The organism is Pasteuria ramosa (genome assembly GCF_056496785.1).
In genome coordinates, this window is sequence record NZ_CP143099.1 from 1,389,980 (window position 1) to 1,406,828 (window position 16,849).

General features: G+C 30.5%; 15 protein-coding genes. 12 read left to right on the top strand and 3 right to left on the bottom strand.

Annotated elements, in window-relative coordinates; translation table 11 throughout:
• Positions 1 to 449: 449 nt before the first annotated feature.
• A complete protein-coding gene (locus tag VS182_RS05965) occupies positions 450 to 1,748 on the top strand; it encodes a hypothetical protein (protein WP_479492474.1) in 1,299 nt (432 codons plus the stop codon).
• Positions 1,749 to 1,873: 125 nt separating this feature from the next.
• Here VS182_RS05965 and VS182_RS05970 read toward each other — a convergent pair whose 3' ends face one another.
• On the bottom strand, positions 1,874 to 2,155 hold the full coding sequence (locus tag VS182_RS05970; protein ID WP_479484209.1) for a spore coat protein: 282 nt from the start codon (positions 2,153 to 2,155) through the stop codon (positions 1,874 to 1,876).
• Between the two features lie 15 nt (positions 2,156 to 2,170).
• A complete protein-coding gene (locus tag VS182_RS05975; RefSeq protein WP_479484208.1) occupies positions 2,171 to 2,365 on the bottom strand; it encodes a hypothetical protein in 195 nt (64 codons plus the stop codon).
• Between the two features lie 368 nt (positions 2,366 to 2,733).
• On the opposite strand from VS182_RS05975, the gene VS182_RS05980 reads away from it, so the two are divergent.
• The 4 genes from VS182_RS05980 (at position 2,734) to VS182_RS05995 (ending at position 6,347) form a co-directional block, all read left to right on the top strand.
• Positions 2,734 to 3,729, top strand: coding sequence for an MBL fold metallo-hydrolase (locus tag VS182_RS05980; RefSeq protein WP_479488567.1), 996 nt, complete (start codon positions 2,734 to 2,736; stop codon positions 3,727 to 3,729).
• A gap of 477 nt (positions 3,730 to 4,206) precedes the next feature.
• Positions 4,207 to 4,449, top strand: coding sequence for a DUF1450 domain-containing protein (locus tag VS182_RS05985; protein ID WP_479484206.1), 243 nt, complete (start codon positions 4,207 to 4,209; stop codon positions 4,447 to 4,449).
• Between the two features lie 72 nt (positions 4,450 to 4,521).
• The gene (locus tag VS182_RS05990; RefSeq protein ID WP_479484205.1) at positions 4,522 to 5,148 is read left to right on the top strand and encodes a superoxide dismutase; all 627 of its coding nucleotides are present in this window, start codon (positions 4,522 to 4,524) and stop codon (positions 5,146 to 5,148) included.
• 287 nt (positions 5,149 to 5,435) lie between these two features.
• Entirely contained in the window at positions 5,436 to 6,347 is a 912-nt protein-coding gene (locus VS182_RS05995; RefSeq protein WP_479484204.1) for a hypothetical protein, read from the top strand.
• Between the two features lie 444 nt (positions 6,348 to 6,791).
• Here VS182_RS05995 and VS182_RS06000 read toward each other — a convergent pair whose 3' ends face one another.
• Complete coding sequence (locus VS182_RS06000) at positions 6,792 to 7,535, bottom strand: YheC/YheD family protein (RefSeq protein ID WP_479484203.1); 744 nt, start codon at positions 7,533 to 7,535, stop codon at positions 6,792 to 6,794.
• A gap of 373 nt (positions 7,536 to 7,908) precedes the next feature.
• Between VS182_RS06000 and VS182_RS06005 the strand changes: the two genes are divergently transcribed.
• The 7 genes from VS182_RS06005 to VS182_RS06035 all read left to right on the top strand — a co-directional run bounded on the left by VS182_RS06005 (position 7,909) and on the right by VS182_RS06035 (position 16,843).
• Complete coding sequence (locus VS182_RS06005; protein ID WP_479484202.1) at positions 7,909 to 8,025, top strand: alpha-helical endospore appendage domain-containing protein; 117 nt, start codon at positions 7,909 to 7,911, stop codon at positions 8,023 to 8,025.
• 2,374 nt (positions 8,026 to 10,399) lie between these two features.
• The gene (locus VS182_RS06010) at positions 10,400 to 11,590 is read left to right on the top strand and encodes an alpha-helical endospore appendage domain-containing protein (protein WP_479484201.1); all 1,191 of its coding nucleotides are present in this window, start codon (positions 10,400 to 10,402) and stop codon (positions 11,588 to 11,590) included.
• A gap of 32 nt (positions 11,591 to 11,622) precedes the next feature.
• Entirely contained in the window at positions 11,623 to 12,585 is a 963-nt protein-coding gene (locus VS182_RS06015) for a hypothetical protein (protein WP_479488565.1), read from the top strand.
• Between the two features lie 551 nt (positions 12,586 to 13,136).
• Positions 13,137 to 14,288, top strand: coding sequence for an alpha-helical endospore appendage domain-containing protein (locus tag VS182_RS06020; RefSeq protein WP_479488564.1), 1,152 nt, complete (start codon positions 13,137 to 13,139; stop codon positions 14,286 to 14,288).
• Between the two features lie 256 nt (positions 14,289 to 14,544).
• A complete protein-coding gene (locus VS182_RS06025) occupies positions 14,545 to 14,685 on the top strand; it encodes a hypothetical protein (RefSeq protein ID WP_479484197.1) in 141 nt (46 codons plus the stop codon).
• Between the two features lie 580 nt (positions 14,686 to 15,265).
• Positions 15,266 to 15,397, top strand: a complete 132-nt coding sequence (locus VS182_RS06030; protein WP_479484195.1) for a hypothetical protein — start codon at positions 15,266 to 15,268, stop codon at positions 15,395 to 15,397.
• A gap of 783 nt (positions 15,398 to 16,180) precedes the next feature.
• Positions 16,181 to 16,843 (top strand): hypothetical protein, encoded by a 663-nt coding sequence (locus VS182_RS06035; protein WP_479488563.1) that lies wholly within the window; start codon positions 16,181 to 16,183, stop codon positions 16,841 to 16,843.
• Positions 16,844 to 16,849 lie beyond the last annotated feature (6 nt).

Here is a 16,849-nt window from a genome sequence, read left to right on the forward strand (position 1 = left end):
GAACTTGCTTGGCAGTATTAATATGGCCGATTATTAATGATTTAATTTAAATACTAAAATAACCATTATCATAACGTTTAGTGACTTTATTTAGGTTTTTAAACGCTCTTTAGATTAAATTTTTGGTAAAGCTAATAGTAAATGGATAAATTATAAAATATTGATATTATATTTTTATCTTTTTTAAAAAATTTATTATAATTTACCTTTTTATTTTTATATAAAAAAATCAATTTATATATTTATGTTAATAATTAAATATATTTTTTTATATAAAAATATATTTAATTATTAATAGATAATAAAAGTCTGTATTTAGGTATTGAGAAATCAAGGCAAATAATTTTATGGAATTTAATTAGTTTTTTAGGATGTATTTTCATAATATTTGGCTAATTTAAGAGGTATAGCACTAAGAAGTATTTGTCATATAAAAGGAGGGATTGATTATGAAACGAAAAATTAAAAAGTTCAGCTTTTTTATAATGACTATCAATATATCATGTGGTTTATTTTTATCGCCAATATCTAATGCTATAAGTGTTTATTCAAAGGAAGCTAATGAGATATTTCAACAAAAAAGAAAAGACAACGGGAAATTTAATGTACACAATGATTTTGTTATGCATATGTTTTTTTTAGCATCATCGATGCAAATTTCTATAGGGGTTACAAGTTTATTGAACAAATTTTTTCCTAGTTTGTTTAGTGTATCTTCAAATCCAATTTTAGGTTCAAATATGAATATAATCCGAGGAGATTTTAATCAATCTGCAACATCATTACAGTCATCAGTATCTGCAAATAGTCGATCTTTATCATCTTCTTCGACTGGTACAGTTATGTCTAATTTATCGTCTGCGGATTCTTTTAATGCTTCTAATGAAGTAAATAGTGTCTGGTTTTCTGATAATGTTGATACAGTATCGATAGATGGAGCAGGAGCTATTTATACAGATAGTATTAATGAACCTGTAGTGGTTCGGCCAATTAGGCAGGAGCTTGTCCCTGCTTTAAATGTTAATGATCCTGATTTAGCAGATGAACTTTTACCTACACCAGATGAAGAGGCATTTGAACCATATGATTTGAAAATTAAATCTAATATTAATAAGTCTAGATCTTATGATATTGAATTGAATGAAGCTGTCGATCGTGTTGCCTCGTTTGAGCATCGATTAGCTAATGCTAAATCTGCAAAAGAACAACAGTTGATTCATCTTACTATGAATACAGATGAGTCTTTTATTGATATGGAATCGGCTAAGTCATATTTTGAACAAATTTCAGATGAGAATCAAAGTTATTATACAAATTATGCTGATGCTGATTATGCTGTGGAAGAAGCGAAAATTAAATTAGCTGAATTGCAAGATAAAAACGGGATATCTAATCAGGAAAATATTAAACAAGCCCAAGCGAAACTTTATGACGCTGAAGATGAATTAGATATTGCAGAAAGAAATTTTATGCAATCGGAAGTAGATAGGCTAGAGGCCCAGATTAATGTTTTTGAAAGTAGACTTAAATGGATGCAACATGATCTTGAGCTAGTTTCTTTTCGTTCTTCGGGGAAGGAATTAACTGAGATAGAATCATTCAGATATAATAGGAAGATTTTGGTAAGGGATCGAACATTAGTTGATATAGATAATATTAAGGAACTTTTGCTTGAGGCTAAAGCAAAACAGCATGCATCTAACTTAAAGTTAGATGGAGTAAAAGCTGCACGTTCTTTGTTAAGTTGATTTCTAAAAAACATTACAAATAATGTGTGTTTAATTTTATATTAAATATATTATTTATAAACGCTAAAGGCAGGCTATCACGGCCTGCCTAGAGAATATTATGACTTTAGATAGCTATACTTTTATTAATAAGGAAATTCGGCTCGCATTTTGGTCAATTTTGCCTTTTTTTGTTCTAATTGATCTGGCGGAGCACCTTCGATCGGATACATATTCTGATCATGTAATTGTTTAAAAATTTGTTGTTGTGCCTGATGGATCTCTTGGATCATTTTCATGTTAAAATTAGAAAGGTCTTCACAGCTTGCTTCAGTAGCTGCAGTACTATAGTTATTCATTAAATATTTCTCAGTTGTTAAAATATCTTGTAGGCAATCTTTTTCGGTGAAATTATTTTTTTTTGGCATCATTTATCCCCTTGTTTAGCCTTTGGATTTTTCGATTAGATCTAGTAAATGTTCACAATGTTTTTGATGCATTTGTCCCACCTTGTTCAATAAATCCATGGTTTTTTCTGTGGAACATATCTGGGCATTTTGCGCACATTTTTTAGCTGCTAAAAGTTCCCAACTTATTTCATCACTTAAATATTGAAGATCTTTTTGTGATAGTCGCATGGTATTTCTCCTTTTACCTTTTTATAAAAAGAAATATAATAAAATTCAAATTCACAGTCATTTCATACTATTATTGGCAGTTCATATTGTAATATGAACAAAAGAAATTTTAATCATACTAAAAATATATTTATTTTTATATTTTTATTTAATATTCATTAAATATCTATTTAAAATATATATTTAACAAACATTTTTGATAAAAATAATTTACCAAAAATCGTAATGATAAATAAAAACGTTGCTGCTTAGCTTTTGTTTTTTTGACCATTCATATACAGGAGAAAGTGTTAATAATAAAGTGTTAATAATAAAGTGTTAATAATAAAGTTTGAATGTTATATATTTTAAAACATGGGGTGTATGTAATGGAATCGGAAATCGTACCTGTGTTGTTACCTTTACCCTTGCCTTTGCCTTTGGTTTTTTCATATGTTATATATGGGGATAAAGGTATAACTATTTTGGATACAGGTGTTAACACAAAGCAAAGTTTAGCAGCATGGGAAATCGCGCGTCAAAAACTGGATTTTTCATGGTCTGATGTTGAAAAAATTGTTATTACTCATTATCATCCTGATCATTATGGTCTAGCGGGTTGGATGCAAGAAAAAAGCGGTGCTCCTGTATATATCAAAGAGCAAAGTTTTCAGCAAGCGATGCAATTTTTTACGAGTGATATATCAACTTTGTTATTGCCTTGGTTTAAAAAACATGGTTTATCGGATGAGTTTCTTGAGAAAATACCAAATCATATGAATAGTTTCATACGTCTTGTAGAGCCTCAGCCTAAACCAACATTTTTTACCAGTAATATGTTTACAATGGGTAACCGAAGATATGAGCTTATTCACACACCAGGTCACGCTGAAGGTCATGTTAGTTTTTTTCATCGTGAAACAGGTTTGTTATTGGCTGGGGATGCTATTTTAAAACCCATATCTCCTAATATAAGTATTTGGCCTTTTGGTGATCTTAATCCGCTCAAAAGTTATTTGCAAACATTGAGTGTTTTGTTTGCTTTACCTGTTAAAAAAGTTTTAGCCTCACACGGGGAGATATTTAACAATTTACAAGAACGTATTTTAGAATTAAAATATCATCATTGTGATCGTTTACAAAAAGTACATGCTTTATTAAAAACTAAAGACATGTTTTCTTATGCTATTTGCCGACAAATATTCCCTAAAATCTTAGAATTTAATTCTTTGCGCTTTGCTCTAGCAGAAACGATTTCTCATTTGGAATATTTATTTTTGGCAGGTATAATTGGACGATATGAAGATGGACCTTATTTTTATAAAGGTTTCAATGAAGATCACATTGAGGAAATAGTTTCTAATGATATGATTTTAAATCATTAAAAACATAGGTTGTCGATGATTGTCAAGTGGTTAATTTTTTATTTTATGTTGTTATTTATCGTATTCAATGGTCTATTTTTTGCGTATATATATTTTAAGAGACTTTAAATTTAAGGTATTAAATGGCATTATAAAGGATCATTTTTATATTTCGTTATTTGTTTTATTATCCTATTTTAATTCGTTTTTTTATTTTGGATTTATTTTATATTTTCGACTTGATTTAAATTTTTTATTTATAAAAGATAAAAATATATAATAAAATATAAAGATATAAATATGTTTATAATTAATGTTTTTTCATACTTTTTATCGTATTTTTTTGTGCATGTTCTTTATTTTTTTTATATGAAATTTTTCAGATGTTAATTAATTAAAATGCGTTTATTTTAAATAATATATAAAATCAAAAATATTATAAAGAAGTTAGTTGTTATAAATTATGTGATTATGATTAATAGATATAGGAGGTGTACTTTGCGACCTTTATTAGAGTTCTGTTCCAATAATTTATCGCAGGAACTACAGGTAGTAAAAGATAAGTTGGAGAAACAAAATATGTGGGATGTTTTAGAATATGGTTGTTTAGGTAATTGTACTTTATGTCGAAAATCACACTTTGTGCTTTTGGACGGTGAAATAGTTTCTTCTGAAACAGTTGATGATTTAGAGGCAACATTAGCTAAGTTAGGCAATTGCTCGTCGTCTAAAGAAAGCTAGTTTTTTGGTTTGTTGATGCATTAATAATGTTATACAATGTGTATTATTCAATTGAAACTGGGGGATTTTCCTATGACGAGTATAACCAAATATGAATTACCTGCTTTGAATTATGATTTCAAAGCTCTTGAACCTCATATTGATGCTTTAACAATGGAAATACATCATGGTCGGCATCACGCTACATATGTAAGCAACTTAAATGCTGCTTTAGATGATATCGATGTTGAGGATAAAAAGATAGAAGAGTTACTTATGAATATTGATGCTTTACCTGACCATGTGCGACCTGCCGTTAGGGACAATGGAGGTGGACATGCTAATCATTCTTTGTTTTGGCAAACTATAAATCCGCAGGGTGGAGGAAATCCTAGCGGAGAATTAGCTACAGCTATTGATCAAAAGTTTGGCAGTTATGAGAAATTTCAGGTAAAATTTACGGAAACAGCCTTGAAAAGGTTTGGCAGTGGCTGGGCCTGGCTGGTGTGGAATGGTAAGGAATTACAAGTATTTAGTACACCAAATCAAGACAGCCCATTTATGCAAGGTTTAATTCCTTTAATGGGTTTGGATGTTTGGGAGCATGCTTATTATTTACATTATCAGAATAAACGTGCTGAATATATTAAAGCTTTTTGGAATGTTATATATTGGCCGGAAGCAGAAGCACGTTTTATGAAATTTAAGCATCGCAAGTAGAAGCTTGTTTTTATGAAATTTAAGCATCTCAAGCAGAAGCACGTTTTATGAAATTTAAGCATCGCAATTAAAAAATAATTCACTTTACCGTCATTATATACTTTTAGTTTTAATAGTATATAATGACGGTAATTGTTTTTTATTCTAAAAATCAAAACTGTCTAATTATTTAAATAATCTTTTATTTTTTAAACAGTTTAATTTTTTTAAAAATATTTGATAAATGTTTTTAAAAAACAATGAAATTTGTTGGTGTTTTTAAAATACATCTTAAAAAGGGGGTTTCTATGCGTTTAGTTACTTATGCTATTAAGCAAAGGCCGCTGATGATATCATCAATTTTGAAACCACCCGGACGTTTAGGTTGGTTATATAAAGATCAAGTGATTGATGCTGAATTATCTTGCCATTTACCTAATATTAAAAATAAGTTAGCAGATATTATGAAACCATCTAATCCTGTTTGGCCAACTTCGATAGAGCAATATCTCAGTTTAACACCTTTTGCACGTTCTTCATGGTTAAATGTTTTAGATGAATATGATGAAGATTGGTCGAAGCATAAAGTTGAAGGTGAGCCTATTGCTTTAAGTTTAGATGATGTTGAATTATATCCACCATTACATATCAAACGTTTACGTTGGCAATATACATCACAAGAAGAAGTTAAAGATACTGTTTTACCTTATCCTATTTTAGCTAATAATGTTCATATAACAGAGGATATGGAAAATATCAAAACTAACTTAGGGATTGCCTCTGTCATAGCTAGTGCGGGGAAGACAGCGCCTATTAATACTTTAGCTGGTTATGTCCTTTTTGTTTCTTTTGGCACAGAACATAGTCAACCATATTCTTTATGTTTAGGTTCAACTTTGTTAACAGATGCCTCAATGCCTTTAGAAATTTCTTGGGAAGTTATCGTTGATGAAAAAGAAGTAGCTAAAGGCGTTTTAGATTTAACTGAATTAATATCTTCGCTTCACAAAGTACGTCAAGCAGCATGGGTATCACGTCAAGCAGAACTTGGTGATGCTATTGCTTTTAGGGTACAATCTTTTTCGTTGAATAAGGATGAACAGATAATTTTTCAAGCTAATGAATTTGGTAGCGTAAAACCAAAATTCACATACCAAGGAGATATACAAGCTATTCCGTTTGAAAACAATATGGATGAATATGATGAAATTTTGACATAATTAAATTTAAATAATAAAAAACAAATAATAACCTATTATATAGTAAAATAGGACTGCTATTTGTTTTTTATTACACAATTTGTTTTTTATTACACATTGTTTTTTATTACACATTGTTTTTTATTACAATTTGTTTTTTATTACAATTTGTTTTTTATTACACATTGTTTTTTATTACACAATCATCCAAATATATAATTAACTAAATACATAATTATTAAAAATTTTGTATTTAGTTAATTTATTTAGCATTTAAATCAATAAAAAGCAATAGATATAATTTTATAATTTATTATAAAAAATAATATTTTAATAAAAGATAATAAAAACTCAATTATTGTCAATGATCGGTTATTTAGTTCTTTGGGTCAGAAGTAGGATATTTTATTTTGGGTTAGCATTATCATGGTTTATGGTCTATGATATTGTGAATACCATTTTTAGTTAAATATAAAATCGACGGTATTGATAAAATCGTTTAAGCATCTTTTGGTTAGGTAATTCTCCAAAGGGAGAAATACGTGGCCTTGTGTTGATTTCAATAATCCATGGCTTGTAGGTGCTGTCCCATCCAATATCAAAGCCAAGTTCGTTTAACCAAGGATATTTTTGTTTGAAAATTTGTGCGCTTGTTTCAATAATCTTTTTTGTGTTTTTTAATATGTCAACATAATCTTTGTGAGTAATGTTTTGTGCTCGAAATAAAGGTTCAAGTAAATGCATTTTACCACCGCGGGAACGATTGGTAACAATACGACCTAAACGAGCAATCCTACCTGCATAACCTGTTACCTTCATCTTGCCATACGCATTTGTTTGTACCATAAATCTACTGTCAAAAGGTCTTCCTAAGAATTTTAACAAGTCTACGCCTTTTTGTACAACATAGCTTTCTTTAGGTTCTAATCCCATTAACCAATTAACAAGATTAGGTTCTGTAAATTCTTTATTTTTGTTTATGCCGTATGAAATTATATAATTATCTTCTGCTTTTTTAACGCGGAAGATATTACGACCGCCTGTACCATATTCCGGTTTAATGAAGGTTGAGGAGGAGTTTTTAATTAAGTTTAGACTTTGAGTTTTATTTTTTAAAGGATAAATTGTTAGCGAGTGGTCGTTAAGTTCTTTAATATGGGTAATTAGTTGCGATTTATGTATCTTACTGGCAAGCGGCTTATACTTCATACATGTATTCCTACTTTCAAGCTTTATATAAACAGTATCTATATAAAGTATGATGCGGGAAAATTAACGTTTGTGTAAATGTTTAAATTAGACAAAGGTCTATGAAAAAACAGTTTTTTATCAAATAAAATTTGCTAAATAACTTTAAAATGTTATTTTGTTAAATTTGGTATGCGTTTAATTTAGGCTAATGCTATAAATATATCCATTTATGTTGGTAACAATTTGTTAATGGAACATATTATGTTCCTATATAGAATTTTTATATTAAATAATCGATGCTTCAAATTATCATAAAAAATAATTGTACATATCCTCTATAAGAATTTAATATCCTATAGTATTTAACAAGAAAATAAAGGGGAATGGTTAAATGTCACAACCCAATATACCTAATATTACAGCTTCAATTAATATCGATAGAAGTGATGCTTTAAATTTACTAGTCGCTTCTATAGCGATGGAAGAACTAGGGCTTAGTCACGTTTAACTTTATAATTTTTTAAGTAAAGATTAGTTCTTTGATCACGAATGAACTAATAATTTTTAAATTAAAATGGATGAATATATGAACGATATCTTAAAAATGCTCACATTTAAAAGCTTGAACTTAGTTTTTATGTGATTAAGGCTAAGTTTGTGATCCAAGTAAATTAAACATCGCATCCATTAAATTTTTAGTTACATCAAAATTTATAAAGCAAGCGAGTTCCTTGGTAATCAGAGGATGATAAAATCATCTACAAGGTGAACAGGAATAGGTTTTAGGGATATATATTTAGTTTATAATGTGAGATTACAAATAATTAAAAAAATTAACCTATTAACCGGAAAGCCGTATGTATTGTAAAATGCCCGTACGGTTTGGGAGGGGCAAAGTAAAGCTACCTCGTATTTTAAATGCTGAAGGTGAAGTGCGACACGTTACTGTTAAAACCAAAAGATGCATCTAACATCTTTTTTTAAAACAGTCTTTTTATTAACCGTAAACAATTAAACATAGTCATACAAACACCTAGCAATAATCATAACACCAAAAAACATAAAATGATAAAAACCATAAATAAGTTTCAAATGTTAAACAAGCTTAGTAAATCTTCATAGCACTAAAACAAAAATATAAAAAACGAACAAAAATATAAAAACCACTATATAAAAAATACTTAGGTTATAAAAAGAACTCAAACATTAAAAATGGTTTAGTGCCATAGCCTTCAATTCCTGTCTGCATAATAAACTGATTTGCTATTGTTTCATTATTAAATATATTTTTAATATTATGGATACTATAAAATAAAAATGAAAATGCATAATTATATAAAACAGTTTATTTATGTAGAAAGCCAGGATATAAACGTTTAAAACGTTTATTAATAGAAGCGTAAAAAGTAACACAGGGCGAGGATAAAGACGAAGAAGTGGTTTAAGTTGAGGAGTATTTACTAACTTATTTTCACCTAAGTTAGTAATAATAATTTATTATTTAACACTTAGTTGTTTGCTACTTAACTTATAACTTACGCCTAAATGTTAAGAGGAACGAATAATGTTTGGGAACGTGGATAATAGATATTTATATTTATCTATTAAAGCAACATCATGTTATTTCGGAAGATATTTTTAAATATCAGAAAAAGAGATGTTATAAAAATATTGCTAAGTATTTTTATCAACGCCGTATGAAATGAAGGGTGACACGTTTCTGTATAAAATAAAAATGCAGGCATATATTAAAATATAAAAGTATGTTAAATATATTATTAATATTATGAACTAAATAATTAATCTAGCATTTAGCTAGCTCTCAAAAACCTGTTTGCATACAAAATTCATTATTTGATAAACTTTTTATTTTATCATTTATATTATTGTTGTATTGTTCTTTAATAAAAAACATATTCAATAAACATAATTTCCAAAAAAATATTCAATTGTGGTTTTCGATCAAATTTAAAAAATAAAAAATATGTTTATCAAATGTAAATGAGTAACTGGATCTTTGTTATGTAAAAAGCCAGGTAAAGGTAGTGTACTACCAGAGCTATATATATCTAAGGTAAGGATATGATAATAATCCACACTATTATCATCGACGAAGAAACGGGCGTAAAGGTTGGCGTTTTTTAGAGGAACGTTGTGATTATATTTTTCATTTTGAAAAGCAATCTATAGTTAAGTTATATTTTATTTCAGGTATATTAAATTATGAATAAGCTAATATATTTTAATATACAACGATAATAAATTATAAATAATATATTTTACAATATTGTTTATTATGGATAAAAACTATCATGAATTTTAATTAATAGTCCCAAATTTTTATTAATAATTATACTTCTTATTATATCTTATTATATATAGAGGAAATTCTCGTAGGTAATTAGCACCAGCTACGGATCAAAAGTTCATTCATTATGAGTAATGTCAGGGAAAAGTTTATATAAACAGAAAATAATTTATAATTATTTTAAACATTAATATTGTTTTTGATCGTGGGTATTTTTAATAGCAATTATTGATTTAAATTATTATTAGTTTTTATAATATTTTTTATATAAATGATTCATTGTTTAAATATACTTTTCTATAATAGTTCTTCAAACCTATAGTTTCTACCTAAGGATATGTGTGATAAATTATTTGGAACGTGGAAAGTGATTAATATTTTAATAAATTAATTAATATTTCGATAAATTAATTAAGATTTTAATCATGAGAGCGGGAAGCACGTTACTGATGATTCATTTGAAAAAATGTTGAGGGATAGTTTCCCTATTATGTTAAATAATAAAACGCTATGTGAGATTAAAGTCTCATGCATAGTGTAATTGCAACTTAAAAATAATAGGTTTTTTAGGTCTATGTTTTTAGATGCAGCTAGTTTCATGTGCGGTGTGGGGCATATTATATGCCATAAATTACAGTATATTTTAGGAACGTTAGCTGGAGCCCCAAGTATATCTCCTCCTTCCCCAGAGGATTTATTAAAAGTTAATAAAAATTTGCAAAATACACTTAGAATAATATCGTGTCAGGAATCTATTATGACCGATAAACTAGGTCGTTTGTTATGCGAATTAACTGACTTATCCGTAGGACCAACAGGTCCAACAGGTCCAACAGGTTTAACTGGACCCGTTGGTGTAACTGGGCCCGTTGGTGTAACTGGGGCAACGGGAGTGACTGGTGTTATGAGTGTCAAAGGGGCCACAGGGGATACAGGAGACACAGGTGATACGGGAGACACAGGGGCCACAGGGGATATAGGGTTTCAAGGTAATCAAGGTCCAAAAGGTTTGGATATAATCGGACCAATAGGTCTAAGGGGCTTAACGGGAGACACAGGCCCAAGAGGTGATGTTGGACCAACGGGATATACAGGTCCGACTAATTTTGGTATAACAGGCCCAAGAGGTGATGTTGGACCAACAGGAGATACAGGTTTAATAGGGATCGCCGGCCCAAGAGGACCAATTGGTTTAACTTCTAATATAGTCGGACCCATTGGACCAACTGGACCAACTGGCCCGATAGGGATTACAGGTCAAATGGGATTACAAGGTCCAAAAGGACCAATAACGTCACATGTAGCTGGAAGTTTTATACAAAACTATCCAGCGATGGTTAATGACACACCGAATGGGTTATTTAGATTTTTTGATGTTAATATCACCAAGAGTAATACGGGTGATATTAAATTAACAGACCCAAATACTATTATGATAAATGCTGGTTCATATCTTGTTTTTTATGAGACAAATCTTTTTGCTGAATCAGGACCTGCAACAAATTTTAATATGAATTTTATACAATTATTAGTTAATGATGAAATTTTTCCAGGTGGTACAATTTATAGCGCAATGCCAATGGAAGGTAATACGGGAACAATGACTTTTGTAGGTAATAAGGTGCTTGTTCACGTTGCTAATCCATCAAAGTTGCAATGGGCAGGAAAACTTGGCCAATATAACGGATTGTCATTAAATAACGAATTGTCATTAAATAACGAATTTTATGGATTTATTAATATCAACGTACATAAAATAGGCTAAAAAGGCCTGATTTAGAAAGGATTTTAATTGTCATGACAACAATAGGACCCACAGGTCCTACGGGCCCAACTGGGCCCACAGGGCCACCAGGTGGATTAAAGGGTAGCAAAGGTCCAACAGGTATGCCAGGTGCCAATATAATTGGTCCAAAAGGTGCTATCGGTAATACGGGAGCAACTGGTGCACCCGGCTTAAGAGGTATAACTGGTCTAACAGGTCCAAAAGGTATAATGGGTTTAGCTGGTTCTTCAATAAAAGGATCTATAGGTCCTACAGGACCGCGTGGTCCGCGTGGCCCAAGAGGTTATACGGGTCCTGAAGGTATTACAGGTATTGCTCTAACAGGTACAATTGGCCCAAGAGGTCATATGGGTCCAACAGGTCCAACAGGTGCTGATAATATAGGACCTATAGGACCAAAAGGAAAAGATTCTATTGGTCCCACAGGACCTATAGGCTCTATCGGTCCCCCAGGACCCCGTGGACTTACAGGACCAACAGGCCCGACCGGTTCTATACCTTTAGCATCAGCAGCATGTTTTTGTATGATTGCAGACGAGGCAATTGATTTTCCGCAAAATTCACCAAATCTTTTTTGTTTCCGTCAGATTGAAATAATCGGATCAGATATTCATTTATCTGGACCATATACTATATCTTTGGTGCCTGGTGAGTACATTGTTTCATATTCTGCTACATTAGCATCAATTGACCCTAAAACAGGTTTTGCAGGATTTCGTTTGAGTTTAAATAGTCAACCTTTAAAACAAAATAATGTCGATACAGCAGCAATTGTGAATCGACAGGCAAATAAACAAGCTGTTCCTGGTTGTCAATATATTTATCATGAAACATTGATTACGATAGATTTTCCGTCTATATTAAATGTTGAATATTTCGGTGGCATATTATTGTCTACATATGATCGTGAAGCAAAGATGGTCATACCTTATTGCCCTAATATAGCATGTATTACAATTTACAAAATTTCATAAATGAAAGATAAATTTTTTTCATATTAAGGGGTGTTATGGTATGTCGCAACCAAACATACCAGCTATATCACTGCAAACGTCAGTGGATCAATCAGATTCATTAAATCTTGTGCTTGCTTCTATTGCCATGAGCGAATTAGGACTTAGCCACATTTGCTGGTGATGGTTATTTGGAATTAATTGCTATAAAGGAAGAATGAGGTAAATAACTATCCTAAAATGTCCAAATATAAGTTACTCTTTTGTATATATGTGGTTTATACAAAAAAATAAAGTACTAAATTAGGGTAAAAGTTACTTCCTTTAGGCTAAATTTATAATAATTAATCATCGGATTATTTTATAAATTTTTATAAAATAATAGCATCTTCATAAGTAGTCAGAGGTTACGAAAAGCAACTACAAGGCGAAGGAAGATAGTTATATCTAAGGATTAGCAATATATTATAACAGATGAGAGATCTAAATATTAAATATTCTTAAGATATAATGGAAAGCCGTATGTATTGTAAAATGCTCTTACGGTTTGGAAGGGGCACATTAAGCTACCTTTGATTTTAAATGCTGAAGCTGAAAAAATTCAATATGTTTTAGGGACAATACCTGGTACCTCACCGCCTAATCCACCAACACTAAAGGAACTTTTGGCAATAAATAATAGTGTGAGAGAAGTAATTAAAAGTGCTACGGAGAAAAGTTCATCTTTATATGATCAAACTATATATGTACTAGATACACCTTCTGACAAAGGTCCAACTGGTCCAACTGGTCCAACAGGAGCTATAGGACCATCCACAGGAGCACAAGGTGCAATTGGTGATACAGGAATGACCGGCTTAAGTATCACGGGAGCACAAGGTGCAAAAGGCGTAAAAGGTGCAAAAGGTATTGCAGGGGAGAAGGGCGCTTTTGGCCCAATAGGTCCTACTGGGAATGTCGGTATTAATGGTTTGCCTATAACAGGACCGACAGGTGCAATGGGAGAAAAAGGCTTAACCGGTAATATTGGTCCTTTAGGCCCAATAGGTCCCCAAAATCCACGCGCAATTACTGGACCTAGAGGTATGATTGGTATGACTGGACCTAGAGGACCAAGAGGAGAAAGTATTACAGGTCCACAAGGACCTATGGGTAAAGCTATTGCCGGACCAATAGGCCCTACCGGTATAATGGGACCACCAGGTCCGCGAGGTAATATAGGAAATATCGGCTCAGAAGGTATATTAAGTGCAGGTTCTTTTGGCTTTATACCTACATCGTCAATTCTCCTAGCTTCCGATCAACCTATCCCTCTAAATTCATTTAATCATGTCAACGTAGATAATGGTGGTATAGGCTTAATAGCAGCCGATACTATATTCTTAGAACAAGGCTTTTATTTAGTCGACTACGGTATAACAGGTAATTCATTAGATGATAAGGCTAATATTTTAGCATGTCAGTTGCTTTTAAATGATGCACCTATACAAGGTAGTTTCATTTGGGGCAGTTCACAAAACATAGATGGCAGCTTTAATAGCGCTAACTTGTGTTTATTTAATAGAATTTGCCTAAAAGTTGTTAAAACATCTTTCTTACAAATTGTGCCTAAAATATCACCTTTAGATTTTTCAAACACAAGCGCTAAACAAGAAGGTATTGTTTTACATGCTTTGCCTCATTTACCAACTTTAGCTATCATCACTTTGTTAAAGATAAATTAAAGTAGTTTTTTATATAACTTAAATTGAAATATCAGCTTTAATAGCGCTAACTTGGTTTTAATTAGTTTTATTTTAAATAATTTAAATTTTATAATAAGTCATCGTAAAACCAAAAAAAGACCAATATATAAATATTCTGGTCTTTTTTTGGTTTTACCTTTAAATAAAATATTAATATAGCCTAATAATATAGTTTAAATTTAAAAATAAAAATTATCATTCATTTAATGCGTTCTATGATTTTTTTAAACTATCTTTGAAGTCTTTCATTGCAATTTTTGCTGAAACAGCTGTTATTCGCTACACCAATTTTGCACCCGGGAGTGTACATATGATTTTAAGCTTTTTAAAGATTCGTACATTCCATGGTTATCTAAATATTCGACTTTATTGGTAGAAAGAGTTATAGGCTGGTTAACCAGAACAATTTGATTTAATATGCGCGATGTTTAATGATCACCTATCTTTAGAGAAATTCCAAGAAGTTAAAGAAGATAAAAAAGCAAGCTAAATAGAAAAATTAAAAATTCCGACAATTTACATATGTATTAGTTAGGTGCTTTTAATAGAATGTCATTTTTTATAACTGAAAAAATGACAAATTAAACCTATTAATAAAATATCTAAAACAAAAATCTTCTTTTTTTTATATTTTAACACTATTTATGGAATTTAAACACAAAAATAGCTTTTATAATGGTGTTTAGTACCTTTGATTAGACCCTTAGGCTCCCTTCGCATTGATTTTTGGACAAGTCCATTAAATTAACTCCTCTTATAAAAACCAAAAGATTAAATATTGCATTTAATATATAATAATTAAAAATATTAAATCAAATATCAAATATCAAAGATTTTAAAACCGCATATGGTCAATATGATTTAGGAAAAGGTCTTATTGTCAAGCATGATGGTAGTTTCTTATAACGGATTTATATGGGATTCTTAGATTATTAGAACACTAAGGACAAGTAGTTTTGTCTATTACAGGTGAACAAGGCATACAAGGTTACACAGGGCCCCGAGGAATAACAGGCGCTATGGGTAATGTTATATTTGTCCAAGGATTACTGGTGGGGAAAAAGCACTACTTTCACTTGCTAAAATAGCTGCTTGTACACCCAAACTTCTTAGTACTCGACTAGATAACAAATAACCTGGATTTAGAGACGAAAGAACATGTTCGAAAAGTCCTAAAATCTTATCCTAGGGATTTGATTTTTATATCCCATGATTATTATTTTTTAGAGGAAATCGTAATTTATTATGTTGTGAATATTGAGAATTTTAAATAGAATATCTGGAATTTTCAACTATGGACAAAAAAGAGTTAGTGCTTCTATTATGGACAAAAAAGAGTTAGTGCTTCTATAGACACTCTGATTTCTGATTTAGCTAATTTTAAAGTATTATCTTTTGTTTTATTATTTGGTTATTTTGCTTTATCGTGTTTTTTTGTTGATTTTAATATTCATAGCTAACGATTGTTCAAAAGAACTAGGTGGTTGAGGAGGAAGGTCATGAATAGATTTAGCTATATAAATATAGATAAAGTTTGAGGGAGATATTAAGGCTGACTATTGCGAATGCAAAGAGCGAATAATAAAAGATTTTATTATATAATATTTAAGATATAATATATATTATATATTGATATTTTTAATATTTGATACAGTATTTATTTTTCACTTGACAAATAAATTGATCAGAAATATAGTATAATTATACTTAAAGACTTTTATGGAAATATTAATATAGACGATCATAGATTTTAGCGCATTAAATTAGTTTCTTAACACGGGTTTTTGGACAATATAATACATAGTATTTGAGTCAAAACTAAGGTCGAATTTATTAAGATATAATAAAATAATAAAGGAGGAAATTCGCCAATGGATACATCCTTAGGTAAAATTAATTTGAGAAAAACCACAATAGCTGCCTTCTTTATGTGTTTTACATTGGTTGGTACCAATAATATAGTTTTACCACAGATCGCAACAGCTAAATCTCAAAATACCAAGACCGTATACGGTCAGTATGATTTAGGAAATGGTGTTATTGTCAAGCATGATGGTAGTTTCTCGTATGGTGGAGTTAATAATAGTTTTTACTATAAGAAGTCTATTTTCAAGCATGATGGTAGTTTCTCATATGGTGGAGTTAATAATAGTTTTTACTATAAGAAGTCTATCGAGAATAAGCCTAAGCTATATTTGTATCATCATACAAATGAAAACAATGAAAAAAGCGACATTATGTATGATGGACAAATAATACACTTTGAAAATCAAGGCGCTAATATAGAAAAAATAAAATTCATTCCCTCAGCAGGTAATAGTGGCAATGTAAATGATGTTATTATTACAACTTTTGATGGACGGGAAATACACGTTTTTCCTCCAGCATCAAAATCCCCTGATTTACAGGGAATACATGTTTTTCCTCCAGCATCAAAATTAGAATCAAATAATCATGAGCAGTCGAATATATTCTTAATCCTTTGGTCTTATGTAGTTTCTAAGAACAAAAATACACAGCAGGTAACAAAATAGTTATTT